Source organism: Pseudomonas sp. LBUM1644 (assembly GCF_059716195.1).
The window spans coordinates 5,066,640-5,091,460 of record NZ_CP166812.1 but is presented as its reverse complement, the minus strand read 5'-3'; the positions used below and the strand labels follow the sequence as shown (position 1 = coordinate 5,091,460).

The window sequence follows — 24,821 nt, the reverse complement described above, 5'->3', positions numbered from 1 at the left end:
GAAAAACGCCCCTGTCGCAAGACCGGGGCGTTTTTGTACGTGCCGTCTGACCTGCGAACGTGACGCTTGCGCCGTGGATCAGGTACAATTCCCGGCTATTTTTCGGCGGGCTATGCCTGCAGCCTTTTTGAGTGTTGATCCGTGAGTGATTTGAGTCATATCCGCAATTTCTCCATCATCGCCCACATTGACCATGGCAAGTCGACGCTGGCCGATCGATTCATCCAGATGTGCGGCGGCCTTGCCGAGCGCGAAATGGAAGCCCAGGTCCTGGACTCCATGGACCTGGAGCGTGAACGCGGGATCACCATCAAGGCGCACAGCGTCACCCTGTATTACACCGCTCGCGATGGCATCAAGTACCAGCTGAACTTCATTGACACCCCGGGCCACGTTGACTTCACCTACGAAGTCAGCCGGTCGCTGGCGGCCTGTGAAGGTGCGTTGCTGGTCGTCGATGCCGGTCAGGGCGTGGAAGCGCAGTCGGTTGCCAACTGCTACACCGCGATCGAGCAGGGCCTGGAAGTCATGCCGGTCCTGAACAAGATCGACCTGCCGCAGGCCGATCCGGACCGTGTGAAAGAAGAAATCGAAAAAATCATCGGCATCGACGCTACCGATGCGGTCGAGTGCTCGGCCAAGACCGGCCTGGGCGTCGACGAAGTGCTCGAGCGCCTGGTCAAGACCATCCCTGCGCCAACCGGCAACTACGAAGATCCGCTGCAAGCGTTGATCATCGACTCCTGGTTCGACAATTACCTGGGCGTTGTTTCCCTGGTACGCGTGCGTCACGGTCGTGTGAAGAAAGGCGACAAGATCCTGGTCAAGTCCACCGGCAAGATCCACCTGGTGGACAGCGTCGGTGTATTCAACCCGAAACACACCGCCACCGTCGACCTGAAGGCTGGCGAAGTGGGCTTCATCATTGCCGGCATCAAGGACATTCACGGTGCGCCGGTCGGTGACACCCTGACCTTGAGCTCCACGCCAGACGTTGACGTGCTGCCAGGCTTCAAACGCATCCAGCCGCAGGTGTATGCCGGTCTGTTCCCGGTCAGCTCCGATGACTTCGAAGATTTCCGTGAAGCCCTGCAAAAGCTCACGCTCAACGACTCGTCGCTGCAATACACCCCGGAAAGCTCCGACGCCTTGGGCTTCGGCTTCCGTTGTGGATTCCTCGGCATGCTGCACATGGAAATCATCCAGGAGCGCCTGGAGCGCGAATACGACCTGGACCTGATCACCACGGCGCCGACGGTAATTTTCGAACTGTTGCTGAAAACCGGTGAAACGATTTACGTCGACAACCCGTCGAAGCTTCCGGACGTGTCTTCGATCGAAGACATGCGCGAACCGATCGTGCGGGCCAACATCCTTGTGCCGCAAGAGCACCTGGGCAACGTCATTACCCTGTGCATCGAGAAGCGTGGCGTGCAGCACGACATGCTGTTCCTCGGGTCTCAGGTCCAGGTGACCTACGATATTCCGATGAACGAAGTGGTCCTGGACTTCTTTGACCGTCTGAAGTCCACCAGCCGTGGCTATGCTTCGCTGGATTACCATTTCGATCGTTATCAATCGGCTAGTCTGGTGAAATTGGATGTGCTGATTAACGGTGACAAGGTCGACGCCCTGGCGTTGATCGTGCACCGAGATAACGCGCACTACAAAGGTCGCCAGTTGACCGAGAAGATGAAAGAACTGATTCCGCGCCAGATGTTCGACGTCGCGATCCAGGCCGCCATTGGCGGGCAGATTATTGCGCGAACCTCCGTCAAGGCACTCAGAAAGAACGTATTGGCCAAATGCTACGGCGGTGACGTTAGCCGTAAGCGCAAGCTGTTGGAAAAGCAAAAGGCCGGTAAGAAACGCATGAAGCAAGTCGGCAACGTGGAAATTCCACAAGAAGCCTTCCTTGCAGTGCTCAGGTTGGATAGTTAGGTCCTATGTCACTAAATTTCCCGCTGTTGCTGGTCATCGCCGTGTTCGTCTGCGGCCTGTTGGCGTTGCTAGATCTGGTTTTCCTGGCACCGCGTCGACGGGCCGCCATTGCCTCCTATCAGGGCAGCGTCAGCCAGCCTGATGGGGTGGTGGTCGAAAAACTGAATAAAGAGCCGCTGCTGGTTGAATACGGCAAATCGTTCTTCCCGGTGTTGTTCATCGTGCTGGTGCTGCGTTCGTTCCTGGTGGAACCGTTCCAGATTCCTTCCGGCTCGATGAAACCGACCCTGGACGTCGGCGATTTCATTCTGGTGAGCAAGTTTTCTTACGGGATCCGCCTGCCGGTGATCGACAAGAAAGTCATCGAAGTCGGTGATCCGCAGCGCGGCGATGTGATGGTGTTCCGCTACCCGAGCGATCCGAACGTCAACTACATTAAACGTGTGGTCGGCCTGCCGGGTGACCAGATTCGTTACACCGCCGACAAGCGCCTGTTCGTCAACGGCGAGTCGATCGCCGAGCAACTGGTCGGCTCCGAGCCTGGCACGTTGGGCAGTGCAGAGCTCTACAAGGAAAAACTCGGCGCAGCCGAGCACCTGATCCGCAAGGAAATGAGCCGCTACCGCGCAACGCCGGACCGTTCGTGGACCGTACCTGCCGGGCACTACTTCATGATGGGCGACAACCGCGACAACTCGAACGACAGTCGCTACTGGGATGATCCGAGCATTCCCAAGGATCTGCTGGGCATGGTTCCCGACAAGAATATCGTCGGCAAAGCCTTCGCAGTCTGGATGAGCTGGCCGGAACCCAAACTCAGTCACCTGCCGAATTTCTCGCGGGTTGGCCTGATCAAGTAATCACACACGGCGCTGTTGAACACAGCGCCGAATGCATTTCTGGAACCGCCACAATCGGCGCCAGAGGCATGAAAACAATGATATTCAGGACGTTATTTTTGAACACAGCGTTAATTGTCCCAAGCCTGCGCCGCACCACGGCGATGGCGGTGGAAACCAGCCACGAACTCAGCGTGGGTAAACCGTGAGCGTCTCCTTAAGCCGTCTTGAGCGTCAGCTCGGCTACACCTTCAAGGATCAGGAACTGATGGTCCTGGCCCTGACTCACCGCAGCTTTGCCGGGCGCAACAACGAACGCCTGGAATTCCTCGGTGATGCCATCCTCAACTTCGTCGCTGGCGAGGCGTTGTTCGATCGCTTCCCGTTGGCGCGCGAAGGCCAGCTGTCGCGTTTGCGCGCACGCCTGGTGAAAGGCGAGACCCTGGCCGTACTGGCGCGCGGTTTCGATCTGGGCGAATACTTGCGCCTGGGTTCCGGTGAATTGAAAAGCGGCGGCTTCCGTCGCGAATCGATTCTGGCCGATGCCCTGGAAGCGCTGATTGGTGCGATCTACCTGGACGCCGGCATGGACATGGCGCGCGAACGCGTGCTGGCCTGGCTGGCCGGTGAGTTCGAGGGACTGACCCTGGTCGACACCAACAAAGATCCTAAAACCCGCCTGCAGGAATTCCTGCAGTCCCGTGGTTGTGAGCTGCCGCGTTACGAAGTGGTGGATATCCAGGGTGAGCCGCATTGCCGAGTTTTCTTCGTCGAATGCGAAATCACCTTACTGAATGAAAAAAGCCGAGGTCAGGGTGTGAGTCGTCGTATTGCCGAACAGGTAGCGGCCGCCGCAGCACTGATTGCCCTGGGTGTGGAGAATGGCAATGACTGATTCAACCGCAACACGCTGTGGCTATGTTGCCATCGTCGGCCGTCCCAACGTGGGCAAGTCCACGCTGCTGAACCACATCCTTGGCCAGAAGCTCGCGATCACTTCGCGCAAGCCGCAGACCACCCGTCACAACATGCTGGGCATCAAGACCGAAGGCGCCGTCCAGGCGATCTACGTCGACACCCCGGGCATGCACAAGGGTGGCGAAAAGGCGTTGAACCGCTACATGAACAAGACCGCTTCGGCAGCGTTGAAAGATGTCGACGTGGTGATCTTCGTGGTTGACCGTACCAAATGGACCGACGAGGACCAGATGGTTCTCGAGCGCGTGCAGTACGTGACCGGCCCGCTGATCGTCGCGCTGAACAAGACCGATCGCATCGAAGACAAAGCCGAGCTGATGCCACACCTGACCTGGTTGCAGGAACAGCTGCCGAATGCGCAGATCATGCCGATCTCGGCCCAGCACGGGCATAACCTCGAAACGCTGGAGCGCGTGATTGCCGGTTACCTGCCGGAAAACGATCACTTCTTCCCGGAAGACCAGATCACAGACCGCAGCAGCCGCTTCCTCGCCGCTGAACTGGTGCGCGAGAAAATCATGCGCCAGATGGGCGCCGAGCTGCCGTACCAGATCACCGTGGAAATCGAAGAGTTCAAGCAGCAGGGCAAAACCCTGCATATCCATGCGTTGATTCTCGTTGAACGTGACGGCCAGAAAAAAATCATCATTGGTGACAAGGGCGAGCGAATCAAACGCATCGGCACCGAGGCGCGCAAGGACATGGAGCTGCTGTTCGACTCCAAGATCATGCTCAACCTCTGGGTCAAGGTTAAGGGCGGCTGGTCCGATGACGAACGTGCCCTGCGTTCGCTGGGTTACGGCGACCTGTAATACCCTTCGAAGATCAAAAGATCGCAGCCTTCGGCAGCTCCTACAGAGTTTGGTGTACACCTGTAGGAGCTGCCGAAGGCTGCGATCTTTTTGTAATCCCTGACAGGTACAACCATCACCATGTCGACCACTCCGCCCATCGGCCAACCCGCCTACGTGCTCCACTCCCGCGCCTACCGTGAAAACAGCGCGCTGGTGGACTTCCTCACGCCGCAAGGTCGGCTGCGGGCGGTGTTGCGCAGTGCTCGGGGCAAGGCCGGGACGCTGGCGCGGCCGTTCGTGCCGCTGGAAGTCGAATTCCGCGGGCGAGGTGAGCTGAAGAACGTCGGCCGCATGGAAAGCGCCGGGGTTTCCACCTGGCTTATCGGTGAGGCGCTGTTCAGCGGCCTCTACCTCAATGAATTGCTGATTCGCCTGTTGCCCTCCGAAGATCCGCATCCCGGCGTATTCGATCACTATGCCGCGACGCTGCTCGCACTGGCCGAAGGCCGTCCGCTGGAGCCGTTGCTGCGTTCATTCGAGTGGCGGCTGCTGGACGATCTGGGTTACGGCTTCGCGTTGAATACCGACATCCACGGCGAGTCCATCGCGCCGGACGGTCTCTACCGTCTGCAAGTCGACGCGGGTCTGGAGCGGGTCCACCTGCTACAACCCGGCCTGTTCAACGGCACCGAGTTGTTGGCCATGGCCGAGGCCGACTGGACCGCCCCCGGCGCATTGTCTGCTGCGAAACGCCTGATGCGCCAAGCGCTGGCCGTGCATTTGGGCGGGCGGCCGCTGGTTTCCAGAGAGTTGTTTCGAAAGCCGTAGGCGCGTGGGAGCGAGCCTGCTCGCGACAGCGGTGTGACAGCCAACATCAATGCTGAATGTTACTTCGTCTTCGCGAGCAGGCTCGCGCCCACCAAGCGTCAACAGACCCTATCTCCCCGTGTATGCTGTGCACCGAACTTTCCCCTCTTCAGGAGCGCTTCCGTGACCACCAGCAATCGCATTCTTCTCGGCGTGAACATCGACCATGTCGCCACCCTGCGTCAGGCCCGGGGTACTCGTTATCCCGATCCGGTGAAGGCCGCACTGGACGCGGAAGAGGCGGGCGCTGATGGCATCACCGTGCACCTGCGCGAAGACCGTCGGCACATCCAGGAACGTGACGTGCTGCTGCTCAAGGACGTGCTGCAAACCCGCATGAACTTCGAAATGGGTGTCACCGAAGAAATGATGGCGTTCGCCGAGCGCATTCGTCCGGCGCACATTTGCCTGGTCCCGGAAACCCGTCAGGAGCTGACCACCGAAGGCGGCCTGGATGTAGCGGGGCAGGAAGCGCGGATCAAGGCTGCGGTGGATCGCCTGGCGAAGATCGGTTGTGAAGTGTCGTTGTTCATCGATGCTGACGAACGGCAGATTGAAGCGTCCCGTCGTGTTGGTGCGCCAGCCATCGAGCTGCACACCGGCCGTTACGCCGATGCCGAGACGCCGACCGAAGTGGCCGAAGAGCTCAAGCGTGTGGCCGATGGCGTGGCGTTTGGTTTGGCTCAGGGCCTGATCGTCAACGCCGGTCATGGCCTGCATTACCACAACGTCGAAGCGGTCGCCGCGATCCAGGGTATCAACGAATTGAACATCGGCCATGCGCTGGTGGCGCATGCGTTGTTCGTCGGTTTCAAGTCGGCGGTGTCGGAGATGAAGGCGCTGATCCTGGCTGCTGCGTTGAAGGGCTAAGATCAAAAGATCGCAATCCTGTAGGAGCTGCCGAAGGCTGCGATCTTTTGATCTTGATTTTTAAAGGCAAAATCAAAAGATCGCAGCCTTCGGCAGCTCCTACAAGGCTGCGATCTTTTGCTTTAAAGCGGCGGGGTTTCCTGATTCGGCTTGGTCTTATCGATCCCGGGCACATGCAGGTTGCCCTCAGCCACCTGATTACCTTCAAGCTGCGGCTGCGTGACCCACGTCAGGATGTCGTAGTAGCGACGAATGTTCGCCACGAAATGCACCGGCTCGCCGCCCCGGGCGTAGCCATAACGCGTCTTGCTGTACCACTTCTTCTCTGACAGGCGTGGCAGGATCTTCTTCACGTCCAGCCACTTGTCCGGGTTCAGCCCTTCCTTCGCCGCCAGTTTGCGCGCGTCATCCAGGTGACCGCTGCCGACGTTGTAGGCCGCCAGTGCAAACCATGTGCGATCCGGCTCCTGGATCGACTCATCCAGCTGATCCTTCATGTAGGCCAGGTACTTGGCGCCGCCCATGATGCTTTGTTTCGGGTCGAGGCGGTTGGACACGCCCATGGCCTGTGCGGTGTTCTGGGTCAGCATCATCAAGCCGCGCACGCCGGTCTTCGAGGTAACCGCCGGCTGCCACAGTGATTCCTGATAACCGATGGCCGCCAGCAGGCGCCAGTCGACCTGTTCTTTCTTGGCGTACGCCTTGAAGTGCTGTTCGTATTTGGGCAGCCGTTGCTGCAAATGCTGGGCGAAGGTGTTCGCGCCCATGTAACCGAGCACATCGACGTGGCCGTAATAGCGGTCTTTCAAACGTTGCAGGGTGCCGTTTTTCTTGACCTTGTCGAGGTAGGCGTTGATCTCGTTGAGCAGGCTGTTGTCATCACCGGCGGCCACGGCCCAGCTCTGGTTGCTGGTGTCGCCGAGGTCGAAGGCGACCCGAATGTTGGTGAAGTACACCTGGTTCATCGCGACTTCGTTGGAGTCGACCAGGGTCAGGTCGATCTGACCTTCATCGACCATCCGCAGCAGGTCGACGACTTCAACCGCGTCGGATTCTTCGTATTCAATGCCGGGATATTTCTTTTTCAGCTCCGCCAACTGCTCGGAGTGGGTGCTGCCCTTGAGCACCATGATCTTCTTGCCGACCAGGTCACCCGCGTCGGTGGGGCGCGACTGGCCGTTGCGATAGATGATCTGTGGCGTGACTTCCAGGTAGGAGTGGGAAAACCGCACCTGCTTTTTGCGTTCTTCACTGCTGACCAGGCCCGCCGCGGCCAGCACCGGGCCGTTGGGCTTGCCTACCTGACTGAACAGGTCGTCAAGGTTGTCGGCGGTTTCGATTTTGAGTTCGACCCCCAGATCGTCGGCGAAGCGCTTCACCAGCTCGTATTCGAAGCCGGTTTCACCGTTGCGATCCTGAAAGTAGGTGGCGGGGCTGTTACGGGTAACCACCCGCAGCACGCCATCCTCCTTTACGCGCTCCAGCGTGTTGGGTTTATCAACACAGCCACTGAGCATCAGGAAGAGTCCGGTTGCGATCAGCCATTTGGCGTACCGCGGACGCAAAGCCGTTGGGGAAAACATCTGCGCAGTATACGCAAAGGACCACGAGCGCCATATCTCGACAGCGAAGGGCTTGTCTGCTAGAGAGCGAAAAACCGCTCGCGAGCCCGCAGGAATGGGCCCTGACCGTCATTTATGACAGTAAAAATATCCCTTCGGCGAGCAACTGGCCAAGGCCCAAATACCCGGCCCGACGTTCGGGTGGAGCCACGCGTACCGTTTCGGGTGATGTCGCGGGCGGTTTAGGCTAGAATGCACGGCCTCAAAGCACACCCCTTCCCGAGGCTGTCCCGAAGATGTTGATCCTGCGCGGCGCTCCTGCCCTTTCTGCCTTTCGCCACAGCAAACTCCTTGAGCAACTGAGCCAGAAGGTCCCGGCTGTCAGCGGCTTGTATGCTGAATTCGCTCACTTCGCCGAAGTCACCGGTGTCCTGACCGGCGACGAACAGCAGGTGCTTGCGCGCCTTCTGAAGTACGGCCCAAGTGTCCCGGTACAAGAGCCGACCGGTCGTCTGTTCCTGGTGTTGCCGCGTTTCGGCACCATCTCGCCGTGGTCCAGTAAAGCCAGCGACATCGCTCGCAACTGCGGCCTGACCAAGATCCAGCGCCTGGAACGCGGCATCGCGTTCTACGTGGCCGGTCAGTTCAGCGACGCTGAGGCTCAACTGATCTCGGACGCGCTGCACGACCGCATGACCCAGATCGTCCTCGCCAACCTTGAACAAGCCGCCGGCCTGTTCAGCCACGCCGAACCCAAGCCGCTGACCGCGATCGACGTGCTGGGTGGCGGCCGCGCCGCGCTGGAAAAAGCCAACACCGAGCTGGGCCTGGCCCTGGCCGAAGACGAAATCGATTACCTGGTCAACGCCTTCGTCGGCTTGAAGCGCAACCCGCATGACATCGAACTGATGATGTTCGCCCAGGCGAACTCCGAGCACTGCCGTCACAAGATCTTCAACGCCAGTTGGGACATCGACGGCCAGAGCCAGGAAAAAAGCCTGTTCGGCATGATCAAGAACACCTACGTGATGCACAGCGAAGGCGTGCTGTCGGCTTATAAGGACAACGCTTCGGTGATCGTCGGTAACGTCGCCGGCCGCTTCTTCCCGGACCCTGAAACCCGCCAGTACGGTGCGGTGCAGGAACCGGTGCATATCCTGATGAAAGTCGAGACCCACAACCACCCGACCGCGATTGCCCCGTTCCCGGGCGCATCGACCGGCAGTGGCGGCGAGATTCGTGACGAAGGCGCCACCGGTCGTGGCGCCAAGCCAAAGGCTGGCCTGACCGGTTTCACCGTGTCCAACCTGCAAATCCCGGGCTTCGAACAGCCGTGGGAAGTGCCGTACGGCAAGCCTGAGCGCATCGTTACCGCGCTGGACATCATGATCGAAGGCCCATTGGGCGGCGCCGCGTTCAACAACGAATTCGGTCGCCCGGCCCTGACCGGTTACTTCCGCACCTTCGAACAGTCGATCACCACCCCGCGTGGCGACGAAGTTCGCGGTTACCACAAGCCGATCATGCTGGCCGGCGGCATGGGTAACATCCGTGCCGAACACGTACAGAAAGCCGAGATTATCGTTGGCTCCAAGCTGATCGTGCTTGGCGGCCCGGCGATGCTGATCGGTCTGGGTGGCGGCGCCGCTTCCTCCATGGCCACCGGCACCAGCTCGGCGGACCTGGACTTCGCTTCCGTACAGCGCGAAAACCCGGAAATGGAACGTCGCTGCCAGGAAGTCATCGACCGTTGCTGGCAGTTGGGTGACAAGAACCCGATCAGCTTCATCCACGACGTCGGCGCGGGCGGTCTGTCCAACGCCTTCCCTGAACTGGTCAACGACGGCGACCGTGGTGGCCGCTTCGAACTGCGCAACATTCCAAACGACGAGCCGGGCATGGCCCCGCACGAAATCTGGAGTAACGAATCCCAGGAACGCTACGTCCTGGCGGTTGGTCCGGCGGACTTCGAACGTTTCCAGGCGATTTGCGAACGCGAGCGTTGCCCATTCGCCGTCGTCGGCGAAGCCACTGCCGAGCCGCAACTGACCGTCACCGACAGTCACTTCGGCAACAGCCCGGTGGACATGCCACTCGAAGTGCTGCTGGGCAAAGCCCCGCGCATGCACCGTTCGGCCGTTCGTGAAAACGAACTGGGCGACGACTTCGATCCTTCGACGCTTGAGATTGCAGACTGCGTAGAACGCGTCCTGCATCACCCGGCTGTCGCAAGCAAAAGCTTCCTGATCACCATCGGCGACCGCACCATCACCGGCCTCGTGGCCCGTGACCAGATGGTCGGCCCGTGGCAGGTTCCAGTGGCTGACGTTGCTGTCACCGCCACCAGCTTCGACGTCTACACCGGCGAAGCCATGGCCATGGGCGAGCGCACTCCGCTGGCACTGCTGGACGCCCCGGCGTCGGGCCGCATGGCCATCGGCGAAACCCTGACCAACATCGCCGCTTCGCGCATCAACAAGATCTCCGACATCAAGCTGTCGGCGAACTGGATGTCCGCTGCCGGTCACCCGGGTGAAGATGCGCGCCTGTACGACACCGTGAAAGCGGTCGGCATGGAACTGTGCCCTGAGCTGGGCATCACCATTCCGGTGGGCAAGGACTCCATGTCCATGGCCACACGCTGGAACGACAACGGCGAAGACAAGACCGTGACCTCGCCGATGTCCCTGATCGTGACCGGTTTCGCGCCAGTGGCTGACATCCGTCAGACCCTGACCCCGGAACTGCGAATGAACAAGGGCACCACCGACCTGATCCTGATCGACCTGGGCCGTGGCCAGAACCGCATGGGCGCCTCGATCCTGGCCCAGGTTCACGGCAAGCTCGGTTCGCAAGCGCCGGACGTCGATGATGCCGAAGACCTGAAAGCCTTCTTCGCCGTGATCCAGGGACTCAACGCCGACGGTCACCTGCTTGCGTACCACGACCGTTCCGACGGTGGTCTGCTGACCAGCGTCGTGGAAATGGCCTTCGCCGGCCACTGCGGTCTGAGCCTGAACCTCGATGGCCTGGCAGAAACGTCCGCCGACATCGCCGCCATCTTGTTCAACGAAGAGCTGGGCGCCGTGATCCAGGTTCGCCAGGACGCTACCCCGGACATCCTCGCGCAGTTCAGCGCTGCCGGTCTGGGCGATTGTGTGTCGGTAGTCGGTCAGCCGATGAACAACGGCCAGATCAACATCACCTTCAACGGCGAAACCGTATTCGAAGGTCAGCGTCGTTTGCTGCAACGCCAGTGGGCTGAAACCAGCTACCAGATCCAGCGTCTGCGTGATAACGCCGACTGCGCCGAACAAGAGTTCGACGTGCTGCTGGAAGAAGACAACCCGGGCCTGAGCGTCAAGCTGAGCTACGACGTCAACCAGGACGTCGCTGCGCCTTATATCAAGAAAGGCATCCGTCCACAGATTGCCGTGCTGCGTGAGCAGGGCGTCAACGGTCAGGTGGAAATGGCCGCAGCATTCGATCGCGCCGGTTTCAACGCGATCGACGTGCACATGAGCGACATTCTGGCCGGCCGTGTCGACCTGAATGAGTTCAAAGGCTTGGTGGCGTGCGGCGGTTTCTCCTACGGCGACGTACTGGGTGCCGGTGAAGGCTGGGCCAAATCAGCCCTGTTCAACAGCCGCGCTCGCGATGCGTTCCAGGGCTTCTTCGAACGTAACGACAGCTTCACCCTCGGTGTGTGCAACGGTTGCCAGATGATGTCCAACCTGCACGAGCTGATCCCGGGCAGCGAGTTCTGGCCGCACTTCGTGCGTAACCGTTCCGAGCAGTTCGAAGCTCGTGTGGCGATGGTTCAGGTCCAGGAGTCGAACTCGATCTTCCTGCAGGGCATGGCCGGTTCGCGCATGCCGATCGCCATCGCTCACGGTGAAGGTCATGCCGAGTTCGCCAGCGAAGAAGCGTTGCTGGAAGCCGATCTGTCCGGTTGCGTGGCGATGCGTTTTGTCGACAACCATGGCAAGGTCACTGAGAAGTACCCGGCCAACCCGAACGGCTCGCCGCGCGGCATCACCGGGCTGACCAGCCGTGACGGTCGCGTGACCATCATGATGCCGCACCCGGAGCGTGTGTTCCGCGCCGTGCAGAACTCGTGGCGTTCGGAAGACTGGAACGAAGACGCACCTTGGATGCGTATGTTCCGTAATGCTCGCGTGTGGGTGAATTAAGCGTCGTGTACAAGCTCAGCTTTTTTGTTCCGGTCAGCCATCTTGATGTGGTCAAGAGTGCTGTATTCGCTGCCGGTGGCGGTCGAATCGGGGCTTATGATCACTGCGCATGGCAGGTGCTTGGGCTAGGTCAGTTTCGGCCACTGGACGGCAGCCAGCCGTTCATTGGCGAAGCAGGGCAGGTCGAGCAGGTTGATGAATGGAAAGTTGAGCTGGTGGCGGCGGATGAGTTGATCCGTTCGGTGGTGGCGGCTCTAAAAGAGAGTCATCCCTATGAGACGCCGGCTTATGAGGTGTGGCGGTTGGAGGATTTCTGATCCTCTGGCTGCTGCGATGAAAAACCCGCTGATTCGTCAGCGGGTTTTTTTTATGCCAGCGTTAACCTGGAATGACTGTGGTGTTGGGGCATACGCCAAGATCGCAGCCTTCGGCAGCTCCTACAGGAGTACACATTTTTCTGTAGGAGCTGCCGAAGGCTGCGATCTTTTGACGGAATAAAAAAACCCGGCATAAGCCGGGTTTTTTGTGGGCGTCGATCTTAAGCGGTGAAGGTTTTGCCTTCGAACTGCTCAGCCACGAACTTCCAGTTGACCAGGTTCCAGAACGCTTCGACATACTTCGGACGCACGTTGCGGTAGTCGATGTAGTAAGCGTGTTCCCAGACGTCGCAGGTCAGCAGCGGGGTGTCGCCGCTGGTCAGCGGGTTGCCGGCGCCGATGGTGCTGGCCAGGGCCAGGGAACCGTCAGCCTTTTTCACCAGCCAGCCCCAACCGGAACCGAAGGTGCCGATGGACGTCTTGCTGAACTCTTCCTTGAACTTGTCGAACGAACCGAACGAAGCGTTGATGGCATCAGCCAGCGCGCCGGTTGGTTGACCGCCAGCGTTTGGCGCCAGGCAGTTCCAGTAGAACGTGTGGTTCCACACTTGAGCGGCGTTGTTGAAGATACCGCCGGAGGAAGACTTGACGATTTCTTCCAGGGTTTTGCCTTCGAACTCGGTGCCTGGCACCAGATTGTTCAGGTTCACGACGTAGGTGTTGTGGTGCTTGTCGTGGTGGTATTCCAGAGTTTCCTTGGAAATGTGCGGCTGCAGGGCATCGTGTGCGTAGGGCAGCGGCGGCAATTCGAAAGCCATGATGATTCTCCTAATCAGGTCAGTTGCGGTGAGCGCAAGGCCGATCACGGGCGGCCAGACAAGCGCCGGGGAGTTTGTACTCTTTGCGGCGCATCGAACCGGATCATAGCACCGGGGGTGCGGCATAACCACGCAACAACTGTGTGGAATAGAGGTTCCAGAGCCTTTTGGAATAATCAGCGGCTGGTGATTAATTGAAAGGCGACGGTGAACATCATCACGGCCACCAGCAAATCGAGGATTCGCCAGGTGCTTGGCCGGGCCAGCCATGGCGCCAACCACGCGGCACCCAGCGCCAGGGTGAAAAACCACAGCAACGACGCGCTGGCCGCGCCGACCACGTAAGCGCCGGGTTCGGTTTGTTGGGCGCCAAGGGAGCCGATCAACAGCACCGTGTCCAGATAGACGTGCGGGTTGAGCAACGTTACCGCCAGGGCGCTGAGCATCACCGCGCGCAACGATCGCACGGTCTGGGTTTCACCTTGTTGCAGGCTTTGTTTGGAGCAGGCCCGACGTAGCGCCTGGCTGCCATACCCAATCAGGAATACAGCGCCGCCCCACCGGGCGACGGCCAACAGGGTCGGGTTTTGCGCCAGTACCGTCGCCAGGCCGAATACGCCGGCGGCGACCAATAATGCGTCGCATGTCACGCAGAGCGCGGCCACTGGCAAGTGATGTTCGCGCCGCAGGCTTTGAGCGAGCACAAACGCGTTCTGCGTGCCGATCGCCATGATCAGCCCGGCGGCCACCAACAGGCCGTTCACATAGCTTTGCCACATAAGATGTTTACTCCGCGTTCGCTGCCAGGTCCCGCAGCACTTGAAGTGCGCGTTGGGCGTCGGCTTGACCGACGAACAGGTGGTCATGGTAGTAACCGGCGATCACGTTGCAGCTGATGCCGGCCTTGCCCAACGCCGTGGCGAACGCAGCGGTCAGACCAACGGCTTCGAGCGCCGAGTGCACGTTCAAGGTGATCCACGCGGCGACGTAATCGAAACTGAAACCGGCCTTTTCGGCGTGGGAACGTTCGAGAATCACTGTCAGACCTTCCGGCTCGCGAAAGCTGCCGACGGTTTCGAGGCCTGCCGGCAGCTTGCCGTCGCGCAGTGTGCAGAACACGTAGTCGCCGGCGTTGAGTTGCGGGCTCATGCTGCGCAACAGCGTTGCCAATGAAGTTTCGCCAGCCATGTCGGTGTTCCTTGTTCAAGAGTGCTTGCCGGGTATTCTCCGCGGCTAACCTGTATAAGAAAAACCAATCATGCTGATTGCTCATTAGGAGAACTGATGTTCGACTATAAATTACTCTCTGCCTTGGCCGCCGTGGTCGAGCAGGCCGGTTTCGAACGTGCCGCCCAGGTGCTCGGCTTGTCGCAATCGGCGATCTCCCAGCGCATCAAATTGCTTGAGGCGCGAGTCGGCCAACCGGTGCTGGTGCGGGTCACGCCACCGGCGCCGACCGAGATCGGCCGTCGATTGCTCAACCATGTGCAGCAGGTGCGTCTGCTCGAGCGTGATTTGCAAAGCCTGGTGCCGGCGCTGGACGAAGAAGGCCTGCCGGAGCGCCTGCGAATCGCCCTGAATGCCGACAGTCTCGCCACGTGGTGGGCGCAGGCGGTCGGCGGCTTTTGCGCGGAGCAGCACCTGCTGCTCGATCTGGTGGTCGAGGATCAGACCGTCGGCCTCAAACGCATGCGCGCCGGCGAAGTGGCGGCGTGTGTCTGTGCCAGCGAACGTCCGGTGGCCGGTGCGCGCAGCGTGTTGCTGGGCGCGATGCGCTATAGAGCGCTGGCCAGTCCAGCCTTTATTGCCCGGCATTTTCCGCAAGGCGTGCGCGCCGATCAGTTGTCGAAAACCCCGGCGCTGGTGTTCGGTCCCGACGACTTCCTGCAGCATCGCTATCTGGCGACACTCGGCGTGGAGGGTGGTTTCGAGCACCATTTATGCCCGTCGTCCGAAGGCTTCATCCGCCTCACGGAAGCGGGGCTTGGCTGGGGGCTGGTGCCTGAATTACAGGTGCGCGAGCAACTCGAACGCGGTGTTTTGGTAGAGCTTTTGCCAGATAAGCCCATCGATGTGCCGCTGTACTGGCATCATTGGCGCAACGGCGGTCAGCTACTGGGGTTGTTGACCGATCAATTGGTGCGCTCGGCGAAGCAATGGCTGGTGCCGTTGGACTGACGGGCAGCGTCAAGACTCACGCATTACGCAAAACGAAAGACATCGGAGCACTACATGAAAATTCTGGTCACCGGCGCAAGCGGCTTCATTGGCGGACGCTTTGCGCGTTTTGCCCTGGAGCAGGGCCTGGACGTGCGGGTCAATGGTCGCCGGGCCGAAAGCGTTGAACACCTGGTGCGCCGTGGCGCCGAGTTCATTCAGGGCGACCTGAGCGATCCGGAACTGGCGCGCGAGCTGTGTTCAGACGTCGAAGCCGTGGTGCATTGCGCCGGTGCGGTGGGCGTGTGGGGGCGTTATCAGGACTTCCATCAGGGCAACGTGCAGGTCACCGAAAACGTGGTCGAGGCCTGCCTGAAACAACGGGTTCGACGCCTGGTGCACTTGTCGTCGCCATCAATCTACTTCGATGGCCGCGATCACCTCGGGTTGACCGAAGAACAGGTCCCAAAGCGCTTCAAGCATCCCTACGCGGCGACCAAGTTCCTGGCTGAGCAAAAGGTGTTCGGCGCCCAGGAGTTCGGCCTCGAAACCCTGGCCCTGCGCCCTCGCTTCGTGACCGGCGCCGGTGACATGAGTATTTTCCCGCGACTGCTGAAGATGCAGCGCAAGGGGCGCCTGGCGATTGTCGGCAATGGCCTGAACAAGGTCGATTTCACCAGCGTGCACAACCTCAATGAAGCGTTGCTCAGCAGTTTGCTGGCCAGCGGCTCGGCGTTGGGCAAGGCGTACAACATCAGCAATGGCACGCCGATTCCGTTGTGGGACGTGGTCAACTACGTCATGCGCAAAATGGAAGTCCCACAAGTAACCCGCTATCGTTCCTACGGTTTGGCCTACACCGTGGCGGCACTCAACGAGGGCGTGTGCACACTGTGGCCCGGTCGTCCCGAGCCGACGCTGTCGCGGCTGGGCATGCAGGTCATGAACAAAAGTTTCACGTTGGACATCAGCCGCGCCCGGCATTATCTGGATTACGATCCGAAGGTCAGTCTCTGGACGGCCCTTGATGAATTCTGTGGCTGGTGGAAGGCCCAGGACATTCGCTGACCGGCCCAGCACTGAACCGAGCTCGGGGTTGAGGGTCAATCGATGCGGCAGTCGAGGTTATACTGCGCCGCATCAAGCCATCACCGCGTTTCACAAAGGTTGACTCAATGTCCATGCGTAACGATGCCAACGACGACTTCGATGATGTACCGAGCCTGCGCGCCGACAGCCTCGACGACGATGATTTTGTGCCCACTGCCCGTACCTCCGTGCATTCGCGGCCCGCGCCGGTGGTCAAGGTCAAGGGTCCGAGCACCGGCCCGCTATGGGCGCTGGTCGGCGCCTTGCTCTTTGCGTTCGCCGGCCTTGCCTGGTGGAGTTTTCAACAGCTGTCGCTGATGGAACAGCAACTGGTGGCGACCCAGGAGAGTTTCGCGCGCATCAGCGAAGAAGCGGCGGGGCGCCTGCAGGACATTTCCGGCAAGGTGGTCGCCAGCCAGACCAATGTCACCAGCGACAGCGAAGCGCTGAAGCTGCAAATCAAACAGCTGGAAAGCAAACTCCAGGATCAGAGCCAGCAGCAGCAAGGCGTTGTCGGCCAGGCTTCGGAGCTGGACAAGCGTCTGGCGCAGATGACGGCGCAAACCGCGGATCTGGACAAGCGCCTGGTGCAAGCCACCGCTCAAAACACCGAGCACCAGACCGTCAACACCCAATTGCAGGCGCAGGTCAAAGCCTTGAGCAGCGACCTGGCCGCGCTGAAAAGCGCCCCGGTCGATACCAGTAAAGTCGATACGGAGCTGAAAAGCCTCAATGCGGACATTGCCGCGCTGAAGAAACAGGGCAACCCGAGCGCCGCCATCGAGCGTCTGGAGCAGGAAGTCATTGTCCTGAAAAGCGAACAGGACAATCGTCCGGCACCTGCCCAAGGCGCCACCAACACCGCCGAGTTCGACGCCTTCCGCGCCCAGGTCACCCGCAACATCAACACCCTGCAAGCGCAGATCCAGAACCTGCAGCAACAACTCCGCGCCCGCCAATAAAACCGCCCTGTAGGAGCTGCCGCAGGCTGCGATCTTTTGATCCTGTTTTTAAAATCAAAAGATCGCAGCCTCCGGCAGCTCCTACACATTCAACGTCGTGTCCTGAATATTCGTACATATCCACAACCCGTCTACGCTCTTGAAACACCGACAAGAACGAGGGGATGCGCAATGGGGGTTTTGCATAGGTTGGCGTTGTTGGGGGCGATGCTATTGCTGTGCCTGGGCCAGGCTCACGCCGCCGGGACAGAGAAAGACGACAGCCAGGCCGCCAAGGCCTTGCTGGAAAGAGCCCTGGCGTACTATCACGACAATGGCGACAAGGCCTTTGCGGCTTTCAGTCGTCAGGGCGAGTTTGTCGACAAGGATCGCTACGTTTTCGTGGTCGACACCAACGGCGTGATGCTCGCCAGCGGTGGGCCGTCCTCGGCGCTGATCGGGCGTGATGTCACTGAAACCCTCGGGCCGGATCTGCAGAAAGCCTTCAAGGACGCCTTGAAAGTCCCTGAGGGCAATGGCATCCAGCAGGCGGAATATCGCTGGCAGAACTGGTCCGACGGCAAGGTCGAACGCAAGCATGTGTTCTACCAGCGCGTCGGGCAGCGGATCCTGGCTGTGGGTTATTACCTTCCACGGGCGTCGGCGGAGCAGGCGATGGCGTTGCTGAACAAAGCGGCGACCGACCTGGCCAAGGACGAGAAGGGCACCCTCACGGCAATCAACTCGCTCAAGGGGGGTTACTTGCAGGATGACTTGTATGTGTTCGTCGTCGACCTGGACACCCAGCGCTACGTTGCCCATGGCACCAACCTGCGGTTGATCAACACTGACTTCAGCAAGATCAGCGACCCTGAAGGCAAACCGGTGGGCGAGCCGATCCTGGCGTTGATTGCCAAGCAGAATTACGGCGAATACCAATACCGCTGGAAAAACCCGGTGACCGGCAAGGTCGAGGACAAACATGCCTACCTGAAAAAGGTTGGGCATTTTCTGGTAGCTGTCGGGTATTACAGCCCTTGAAGATCAAAAGATCGCAGCCTGCGGCAGCTCCTACAGCGTACGCATTACCCTGTAGGAGCTGCCGCAGGCTGCGATCTTTTCGCATTTAACGGACCTTGTCCTCGCGCCCGCGCAACACCCTGTTCGGCATGGCAATCGCCGCCGCCAGCCCCAGCAACGACACCGCCGCACTGACCATCAGCAAATGCCGGAAGGTCAGCAGCAACTCGGCACGCAAGGCGTTCTGCGCATCCCCCGGTGCGGCGTTCAGGCCATCGAGCAACACACTCCCCGAACTGCCCTCGGCCATCATCGACGAGCCCGCCAGGTGGGCGAAGCTCGAATCCTGCAGCAACGCCAGCAGCAGCGCCGACATCAACGAAACCCCCACTGCGCCGCCCAACGCACGGAACAGATTGGTGGTGCTGGTGGCAACCCCGATGTCCCGTTGTTCCACCGAATTCTGCGTCCCGACCAATGAAGTCGGAAACTGCATGCCCGAGGCAATGCCGCAGAGCAACATGAACACACTGCTCAACCACACAGATTGGGGCGGGCTGAACGCCATGCCCAGAATCGAGATCGGCATGAGCACGGCACCGCCGAGGATCATCGGTTTGTAGCGCCCGGTCACCGAGGACCGCCGACCGGCGAAATACGCGCCCATCGGCAAACCCATGGCCAGCGGCAACAGGTGCAGGGCAGCACTGTCCGCCCCGGCGCCGGTGACACTCTGGAAGCGCAGCGGCATCAATACAATCAGCGAGATCGCCTGGAAACTGGTGAAGAAAATCGTGCACCAGCACAGGATCGCATTGCGGTTGGCGAACAGGTGCATCGGCAGCAATGGCTCCCGCGCACGGCGCTCGTGCCAGACGAACACCACCAGGACGACCACCGCGCAGACGAGCAAGCCCAACACATCGGCACTGCGCCACGAATGGCCCTGGCCGACCTGGGTGATGCCCAGCAACAAGGCCGTCAAACCGATGATCATCAGCACGGTACCGAGGTAATCAATGATCGGTTTGCGTTGCGGTATCGGCAGTCCCACCAACGTGCGATTAGCCACCAGCCAGGCGCCAAGGCCCAGCGGCAGGTTGATCAGGAACACCCAGCGCCAGGACAGGTATTCGGTCATGTAACCACCCAGCACCGGGCCGGCCACACTGGCGACTGCGTACATGCTGCTGAAGTAACCTTGATAGCGACCGCGTTCCCGAGGCGGCACGATGTCGCCGATGATCGCCTGGCTCACCGAAACCATCCCGCCGGCGCCAATGCCCTGGATAATCCGCGCCAGCACCAGTTGCTCCATGCTCTGGGCCATGCCACAGAACAACGACGCGAGCGTGAACAAACCCATGCCAAACAGCATCAACTTGCGTCGGCCGTACAAATCGCCCAGTTTGCCGTAGATCGGCACCGCCACCGTCATCGCCACCATGTAGCCGGAAATCACCCAGGCCAGCAGATTGACGTCCTTGAATTGCGCGGAAATGGCCGGCATTGACACGGCGACGATGGTCTGGTCCAGCGCGGCGAGAAAGATCGCCAGCATCAGCGCAATCAATACACTGCGAATGGCTGATTTGGGCATTTCAGGCTGGTTGAGATTGGTCACGGGTAAAACCTGCAGGCAGTGATTGACCCGCAAGGAGCAAGGCGAGCGGGGATGCTCGCCAGTGTAAGTCGATAGCAGGCTATTCGATAGCCTCGTATGGAAGGCCGACGTAATTTTCTGCAATGGTTTTTCGACCGGCCTCAGAGTCGACAAAATACGCCAACTCCGACTCGGCAATCCGCTGACTGAAGGCGTCGTGATCGTCGAAGCGGTGCAGCATCGACGTCATCCACCAGGAAAAGCGCTCGGCTTTCCACACCCGGCGCAGGCACACCTCAGAATATTTCTCCAGCAAATCGACACGGCCTTCGTGGTAGACCTTCAGCAGGATATTGAACAACGTACTGACATCGCTGGCCGCCAGGTTCAGGCCTTTTGCCCCCGTCGGCGGAACGATGTGTGCGGCGTCGCCGACCAGAAACATCCGCCCGTACTGCATCGGTTCAACCACGAAACTGCGCAGCGGCGCGATGCTTTTTTCGATGGACGGCCCGGTCACCAGCGACTCGGCCAACGCCGACGGCAGACGGGATTTGAGTTCATCCCAGAACCGCTGATCGGACCAGTTTTCCACCTGCTCATCGGCCGGGACCTGGAGGTAATAGCGTGTACGCGTCGCCGAACGCATGCTGCACAGGGCAAAGCCGCGTTCATGGCGGGCGTAGACCAGCTCATCGTGAACCGGCGGGGTGTCGGCGAGAATTCCCAGCCAGCCAAACGGGTAGACCCGCTCGAACACCTTGAGGCTCTCGGCGGGAATCGACTGCCGCGCCACACCATGGAAGCCGTCGCAACCGGCGATGTAGTCGCAATCGAGCCGATACGCCTCACCGTCCTTTTCGAATGTGACGAACGCTTCATCGGTTTTCATCCCGTGCGGCACAACGTTGGTCGCTTGGTAGATCGTCTGCGCGCCGGCGACCTGACGAGCGGCCATCAGGTCGCGGGTGACTTCGGTCTGGCCGTAGATCATCACGGTTTTGCCGCCGGTCAGGGCCTGCAGATCGATGTGCACCTGGCGCCCGTCGAGGGCCAGTTCGAACCCGCCATGCACCAGCCCTTCGGCGTCCATGCGCTGGCCTACACCGGCCTGGCGCAGCAGCTCTACCATGCCTTGTTCGAGGACACCGGCACGGATTCGGCCTTGCACATAATCCGGGGTCTGGCGTTCGAGGATGAGGGTATCGATGCCGGCGTTGTGCAGGAGTTGGCCGAGCAGCAGGCCGGAAGGGCCAGCACCGATAATGGCCACTTGGGTTTTTAGCGTTTTCATTGTTTTTATGACTCGCAAGCTCCACGCGACCAAGGCCGGTGAATGATTTTTATGGATCGAGTGCTTGCATTTTTCACTTGCGGGTCCGTCAATTGAAGGTGAAAACTGAGCCGATACCTGTACATTCTGCCAATCGGTGCGATTATCGCCCGCTACCATCCCGAGGCCTGGATTGAAGTTATGAACAAGCCTGCCCTGCCTTCGATACCGGTGTTCAAGCTCTACGGTGAAAGCCTGGACTGGCCGACCCCGGACTTGTTGCACTGTGAAACCATTTCCAAACGCAGCCGCGAACATCAATGGGAAATCAAACCTCATCGTCATGCTGATTTGTGCCAGTTGCTCTTCGTATTCAAAGGTCAGGCAGAGCTTGAAATCGAAGGCAAACAGACGCAATTGAGCGAACCGGCGATCCTCGTGTTGCCGCCGTTATCGGTGCATGGCTATCGTTTTTCCGAAGACGTCGACGGGTTTGTCGTGACCCTGGCCGCGCCGCTGGTCGCGCATCTCCAGGCGCAACTGGGTAACTCGGTGAACGCCCTGGCCCAGGCTGAAAGTTACCCGGCGGGCAAGGACAGCGAGTACCTCAACAGCCTGTTTTCGGCGCTGCAAAACGAATACACCGGCCATCAGCCCGCCCGGGAAATGCTCATGCATTCGCTGGTCAGCGTAATCATGGTCTGGGTCAGCCGTCAGGTGCTGCAGCGCCGCTCGGCTACCCAACGTCCGCAGCGTGCCCGGGAGTACCTGAACGGTTTTATCCAGCTGGTGGAAGAGACCTATCGCCAGCACGTCAAGGTCGAGGACCTGGCCCATCGCCTGGGGATTTCCGTGTCCCACCTCAACGGCACGTGCCGTGAACTGGCGGGACAACCGGCGTTGCAGATCATGCACGAGCGACAACTGCTGGAGGCCAAGCGCTTGCTGACCTATACCAGCATGACCATTTACGAAATGTCCGATGTGTTGGGGTTTTCCGATCCGACCAACTTCACGCGTCTTTTCCGACGTCGAGTGGGGATCTCGCCCAAGGCTTTTCGCGACCGCTTGAAGGCCGATCAGGACAACGAGGCCTGACCCCCTGCGTTACCGGAGGGCGTTGAGGGTCGCGTTGTGAGGGATACAGCGCTCGAAGTTGCAGCTCGCGTATTCACGGGGCAGATTGCGCAACTGTTCGACGCGCCAGGCTGCAGCGCCATACAGCCCGAGCGTGACAGCGCAGGTGATGAAAATCGCGAGGTATCTTCTTGTTTTGATGTTCATGGCGTTGACCTCTGAACGAAATACCCTTGGGTACTTCTTTCAGCATAGGCCAGGACTGTAGGAGCTGCCGCAGGCTGCGATCTTTTGATGTTGATTTTTTAAGATCAAAAGATCGCAGCCTGCGGCAGCTCCTACGGGTGTGCATCCGGGGTTTTTACAGGCCTGTATCCCACTCTGGTTCTTCGGGGAATCTTGAAACAAGAAAATCCAGCATGCTGCGCAGTGCCGCCGGCATGTGTTTGCGTGAGGCGTACACCGCGTAGATGTTCATCTGGCGTGGCTCGGCCTCAGGCAGCAGGCGGATCAGCTCGCCGCTGTGGATGTGCACGCCGGCCTGATAACTCGGCAGCATCGCCACCCCGGCTCCGGCCATCGTTGCGCGCAGCAGGGTGCTGGCCTCGTTGGCGCTGATGTTGCCTTGCACCGGCACCGAGACCGGTTCGCCGTCCTGTTCGAAATGCCACAGGCTTTTGCCGAAATAGGAGTGGGTCAGGCAATTGTGCAGGCTGAGGTCCTCGACCCGCTGCGGCGCCGGGTGTTCGCGTAGATAAGCAGGGGCGGCACAGATCACCGAGCGGCAGACAGTCAGCCGCCGCGCAATGAGGTTCGGGTCCAGGTCATTGCTGGTACGAATCGCCAAATCGATGCGCTCATCCACCAGGTTCACCGTGCGGTCGAGCATCTGCAAATCGATGCTGACGCCGGGATAACGTTTGACGTAGGCGGCCATGGCGTCCGCCAGTTGCGCCTGGCCGAACGAAGTGCTGACGCTGATCCGCAGCAAGCCGCGCGGGGCAGCGTCCGGTTCGCTGACGGCGGCTTGCAGGTCTGTGGATAAGTCGAGCATCTGTCGGCAACGGGGCAGGATTTCGCTGCCGGCAGCGGTCAGGCTCAACTTGCGCGTAGTGCGGTGCATCAAACGCGCGCCGACCCAGTCTTCCAGCTCCGCCAAATACCGCGAAACCACCGGCCGAGAGAGGTCCAGATGATCGGCGGCGGCCGACTGGCTGCCGAGGTCGACCACCGTGACGAACACGCGCATTGCTTGTAGACGATCCATGATTTGCCCGATTTCAGAAACAAACTATGTTCCAGCATCGCATTTTTTGTACTGAGTCACGCAACTAACCTCTGTGCCCTATATGAACTTCGTACGACCTCTGTAGGAGCTGCCGCAGGCTGCGATCTTTTGATCTTGATCTTTAAAAAAGCAAGATCAAAAGATCGCAGCCTGCGGCAGCTCCTACAGAGTTCGTACACAGCCATTGGCCAAGCCTGGCCTTCGACAACGGAGCAACAGATGATCGGTTTCACTTTCCTCAAGCGCATTTTACTGTCCACTGCCGCCCTCGGGTTCGCGGTCCACGCGGCGGCGTCGACATTGACGCTGGACGTGTACAACCCCGGCGCGAACGCCATTTTCCCGGTGACTTCCGTGCTGGTCAGTGGTGAGAAAGACGCGATCCTGGTCGACGCGCAATTCGGTAAATCTCAAGCCGAAGCAGTGGTGGAAAAAATCCGCGCCAGTGGCAAGCAACTGACCACGATCTATATCAGTCACGGTGACCCGGATTACTACTTCGGCCTCGACACCCTGACCCGCGCATTCCCGCAAGCCAAGGTGCTCGCCTCGCGGCCGACCGTGGATCACATCAAGAAAACCGTCGACGGAAAACTGGCGTTCTGGGGCCCGAAAATGGGCGCTGATGTACCGGCCAATACGATCGTCCCGGACGTTCTCAAAGGCGACAGCCTGATACTCGAAGGGCAGAAATTGCAGGTAGTGGGCCTGGAGGGCCAGCAGCCAGACCGTACTTTTGTGTGGATCCCGTCGATCAAGGCGGTGGTCGGTGGCGTGGTTGTCGCAGAAAACATCCATGTCTGGATGGCCGATACCCAAACGGCGCAGTCCCACACTGATTGGTTGGCTACGCTGCACTCCATCGAAACCCTGAAACCGAAAACCATCGTGCCGGGGCACACCCTCGGCGACAGCGCCCGATCCTTGGCCGCCGTGCAGTTCACCGCCGATTACATCAGGGCCTTCGACGAAGAGACCGCCAAGGCCAAGGATTCCGCCGCGTTGATCGCCGCGATGAAAAAACGCTACCCGACACTCGGCGAAGAGAGCTCGCTGGAACTGAGCGCCAAAGTCGCCAAGGGTGAGTTGAAGTGGTAACCCCTACCGAACACGCTTGACCCTGTAGGAGCTGCCGAAGGCTGCGATCTTTTGATCTTGCTTTTTAAGATCAAGATCAAAAGATCGCAGCCTTCG

Annotated in this window: 22 protein-coding genes; 14 read left to right on the top strand and 8 right to left on the bottom strand. The window is 59.8% G+C overall.

Annotated elements, in window-relative coordinates; genetic code table 11:
- Nucleotides 1-141 precede the first annotated feature (141 nt).
- The 6 genes from lepA (at nt 142) to pdxJ (ending at nt 6,289) form a co-directional block, all read left to right on the top strand.
- On the top strand, nt 142-1,941 hold the full coding sequence (gene lepA / locus ACA052_RS23310; protein WP_497646982.1) for a translation elongation factor 4: 1,800 nt from the start codon (nt 142-144) through the stop codon (nt 1,939-1,941).
- A 5-nt stretch (nt 1,942-1,946) separates the two neighbouring features.
- Nucleotides 1,947-2,801, top strand: a complete 855-nt coding sequence (lepB, locus tag ACA052_RS23305; protein ID WP_497646981.1) for a signal peptidase I — start codon at nt 1,947-1,949, stop codon at nt 2,799-2,801.
- Nucleotides 2,802-2,985: 184 nt separating this feature from the next.
- A complete protein-coding gene (rnc, locus tag ACA052_RS23300; RefSeq protein WP_497646980.1) occupies nt 2,986-3,675 on the top strand; it encodes a ribonuclease III in 690 nt (229 codons plus the stop codon).
- The gene (gene era / locus ACA052_RS23295) at nt 3,668-4,570 is read left to right on the top strand and encodes a GTPase Era (RefSeq protein ID WP_008151577.1); all 903 of its coding nucleotides are present in this window, start codon (nt 3,668-3,670) and stop codon (nt 4,568-4,570) included. Before rnc ends, era begins: the two co-directional genes overlap by 8 nt.
- Before the next feature lie 120 nt (nt 4,571-4,690).
- Nucleotides 4,691-5,380 carry a DNA repair protein RecO gene (recO, locus tag ACA052_RS23290; RefSeq protein WP_497646979.1) on the top strand — a complete coding sequence of 230 codons (690 nt, stop codon included), beginning with the start codon at nt 4,691-4,693 and terminating at the stop codon, nt 5,378-5,380.
- Nucleotides 5,381-5,542: 162 nt separating this feature from the next.
- On the top strand, nt 5,543-6,289 hold the full coding sequence (gene pdxJ, locus ACA052_RS23285; RefSeq protein WP_497646978.1) for a pyridoxine 5'-phosphate synthase: 747 nt from the start codon (nt 5,543-5,545) through the stop codon (nt 6,287-6,289).
- A 122-nt stretch (nt 6,290-6,411) separates the two neighbouring features.
- On the opposite strand, the gene mltF is transcribed toward pdxJ, so the two are convergent.
- Entirely contained in the window at nt 6,412-7,872 is a 1,461-nt protein-coding gene (mltF, locus tag ACA052_RS23280; protein WP_497646977.1) for a membrane-bound lytic murein transglycosylase MltF, read from the bottom strand.
- Between the two features lie 275 nt (nt 7,873-8,147).
- Here mltF and purL point away from each other — a divergent pair, with 275 nt between their 5' ends.
- The gene (gene purL, locus ACA052_RS23275) at nt 8,148-12,044 is read left to right on the top strand and encodes a phosphoribosylformylglycinamidine synthase (protein WP_497646976.1); all 3,897 of its coding nucleotides are present in this window, start codon (nt 8,148-8,150) and stop codon (nt 12,042-12,044) included.
- Between the two features lie 5 nt (nt 12,045-12,049).
- Nucleotides 12,050-12,361: an NGG1p interacting factor NIF3 gene (locus tag ACA052_RS23270; protein ID WP_497646975.1), complete on the top strand. Its 312-nt coding sequence runs from the start codon at nt 12,050-12,052 to the stop codon at nt 12,359-12,361.
- A 221-nt stretch (nt 12,362-12,582) separates the two neighbouring features.
- Here ACA052_RS23270 and ACA052_RS23265 read toward each other — a convergent pair whose 3' ends face one another.
- The 3 genes from ACA052_RS23265 to ACA052_RS23255 form a co-directional block, all read right to left on the bottom strand.
- Nucleotides 12,583-13,179, bottom strand: coding sequence for a superoxide dismutase (locus ACA052_RS23265; protein WP_439877928.1), 597 nt, complete (start codon nt 13,177-13,179; stop codon nt 12,583-12,585).
- Nucleotides 13,180-13,355: 176 nt separating this feature from the next.
- The gene (locus ACA052_RS23260) at nt 13,356-13,958 is read right to left on the bottom strand and encodes a LysE/ArgO family amino acid transporter (protein ID WP_497646974.1); all 603 of its coding nucleotides are present in this window, start codon (nt 13,956-13,958) and stop codon (nt 13,356-13,358) included.
- A 7-nt stretch (nt 13,959-13,965) separates the two neighbouring features.
- Entirely contained in the window at nt 13,966-14,367 is a 402-nt protein-coding gene (locus ACA052_RS23255) for an ACT domain-containing protein (protein WP_497646973.1), read from the bottom strand.
- 96 nt (nt 14,368-14,463) lie between these two features.
- Between ACA052_RS23255 and ACA052_RS23250 the strand changes: the two genes are divergently transcribed.
- From ACA052_RS23250 to ACA052_RS23235, 4 genes are all read left to right on the top strand, one after another.
- Nucleotides 14,464-15,357 (top strand): LysR family transcriptional regulator ArgP, encoded by an 894-nt coding sequence (locus ACA052_RS23250; protein WP_497646972.1) that lies wholly within the window; start codon nt 14,464-14,466, stop codon nt 15,355-15,357.
- Between the two features lie 54 nt (nt 15,358-15,411).
- Entirely contained in the window at nt 15,412-16,404 is a 993-nt protein-coding gene (locus ACA052_RS23245; protein ID WP_497646971.1) for an NAD-dependent epimerase/dehydratase family protein, read from the top strand.
- Nucleotides 16,405-16,511: 107 nt separating this feature from the next.
- Nucleotides 16,512-17,387: an ATPase gene (locus tag ACA052_RS23240; RefSeq protein ID WP_497646970.1), complete on the top strand. Its 876-nt coding sequence runs from the start codon at nt 16,512-16,514 to the stop codon at nt 17,385-17,387.
- Between the two features lie 171 nt (nt 17,388-17,558).
- A complete protein-coding gene (locus ACA052_RS23235; protein WP_497646969.1) occupies nt 17,559-18,407 on the top strand; it encodes a cache domain-containing protein in 849 nt (282 codons plus the stop codon).
- An 85-nt stretch (nt 18,408-18,492) separates the two neighbouring features.
- Here the strand turns inward: ACA052_RS23235 and ACA052_RS23230 are convergent, their stop codons facing one another.
- Nucleotides 18,493-20,010, bottom strand: a complete 1,518-nt coding sequence (locus tag ACA052_RS23230) for an MDR family MFS transporter (protein ID WP_497646968.1) — start codon at nt 20,008-20,010, stop codon at nt 18,493-18,495.
- Nucleotides 20,011-20,089: 79 nt separating this feature from the next.
- Nucleotides 20,090-21,283 carry a 4-hydroxybenzoate 3-monooxygenase gene (gene pobA, locus ACA052_RS23225; protein ID WP_497646967.1) on the bottom strand — a complete coding sequence of 398 codons (1,194 nt, stop codon included), beginning with the start codon at nt 21,281-21,283 and terminating at the stop codon, nt 20,090-20,092.
- Nucleotides 21,284-21,463: 180 nt separating this feature from the next.
- Here pobA and ACA052_RS23220 point away from each other — a divergent pair, with 180 nt between their 5' ends.
- Nucleotides 21,464-22,360 (top strand): helix-turn-helix domain-containing protein, encoded by an 897-nt coding sequence (locus tag ACA052_RS23220; protein WP_497646966.1) that lies wholly within the window; start codon nt 21,464-21,466, stop codon nt 22,358-22,360.
- Nucleotides 22,361-22,369: 9 nt separating this feature from the next.
- Here the strand turns inward: ACA052_RS23220 and ACA052_RS23215 are convergent, their stop codons facing one another.
- Nucleotides 22,370-22,546 carry a hypothetical protein gene (locus ACA052_RS23215; RefSeq protein ID WP_162837843.1) on the bottom strand — a complete coding sequence of 59 codons (177 nt, stop codon included), beginning with the start codon at nt 22,544-22,546 and terminating at the stop codon, nt 22,370-22,372.
- Nucleotides 22,547-22,700: 154 nt separating this feature from the next.
- Nucleotides 22,701-23,606: a LysR family transcriptional regulator gene (locus tag ACA052_RS23210; RefSeq protein ID WP_497646965.1), complete on the bottom strand. Its 906-nt coding sequence runs from the start codon at nt 23,604-23,606 to the stop codon at nt 22,701-22,703.
- A gap of 240 nt (nt 23,607-23,846) precedes the next feature.
- On the opposite strand from ACA052_RS23210, the gene ACA052_RS23205 reads away from it, so the two are divergent.
- The gene (locus tag ACA052_RS23205; RefSeq protein WP_497646964.1) at nt 23,847-24,725 is read left to right on the top strand and encodes an MBL fold metallo-hydrolase; all 879 of its coding nucleotides are present in this window, start codon (nt 23,847-23,849) and stop codon (nt 24,723-24,725) included.
- Nucleotides 24,726-24,821 lie beyond the last annotated feature (96 nt).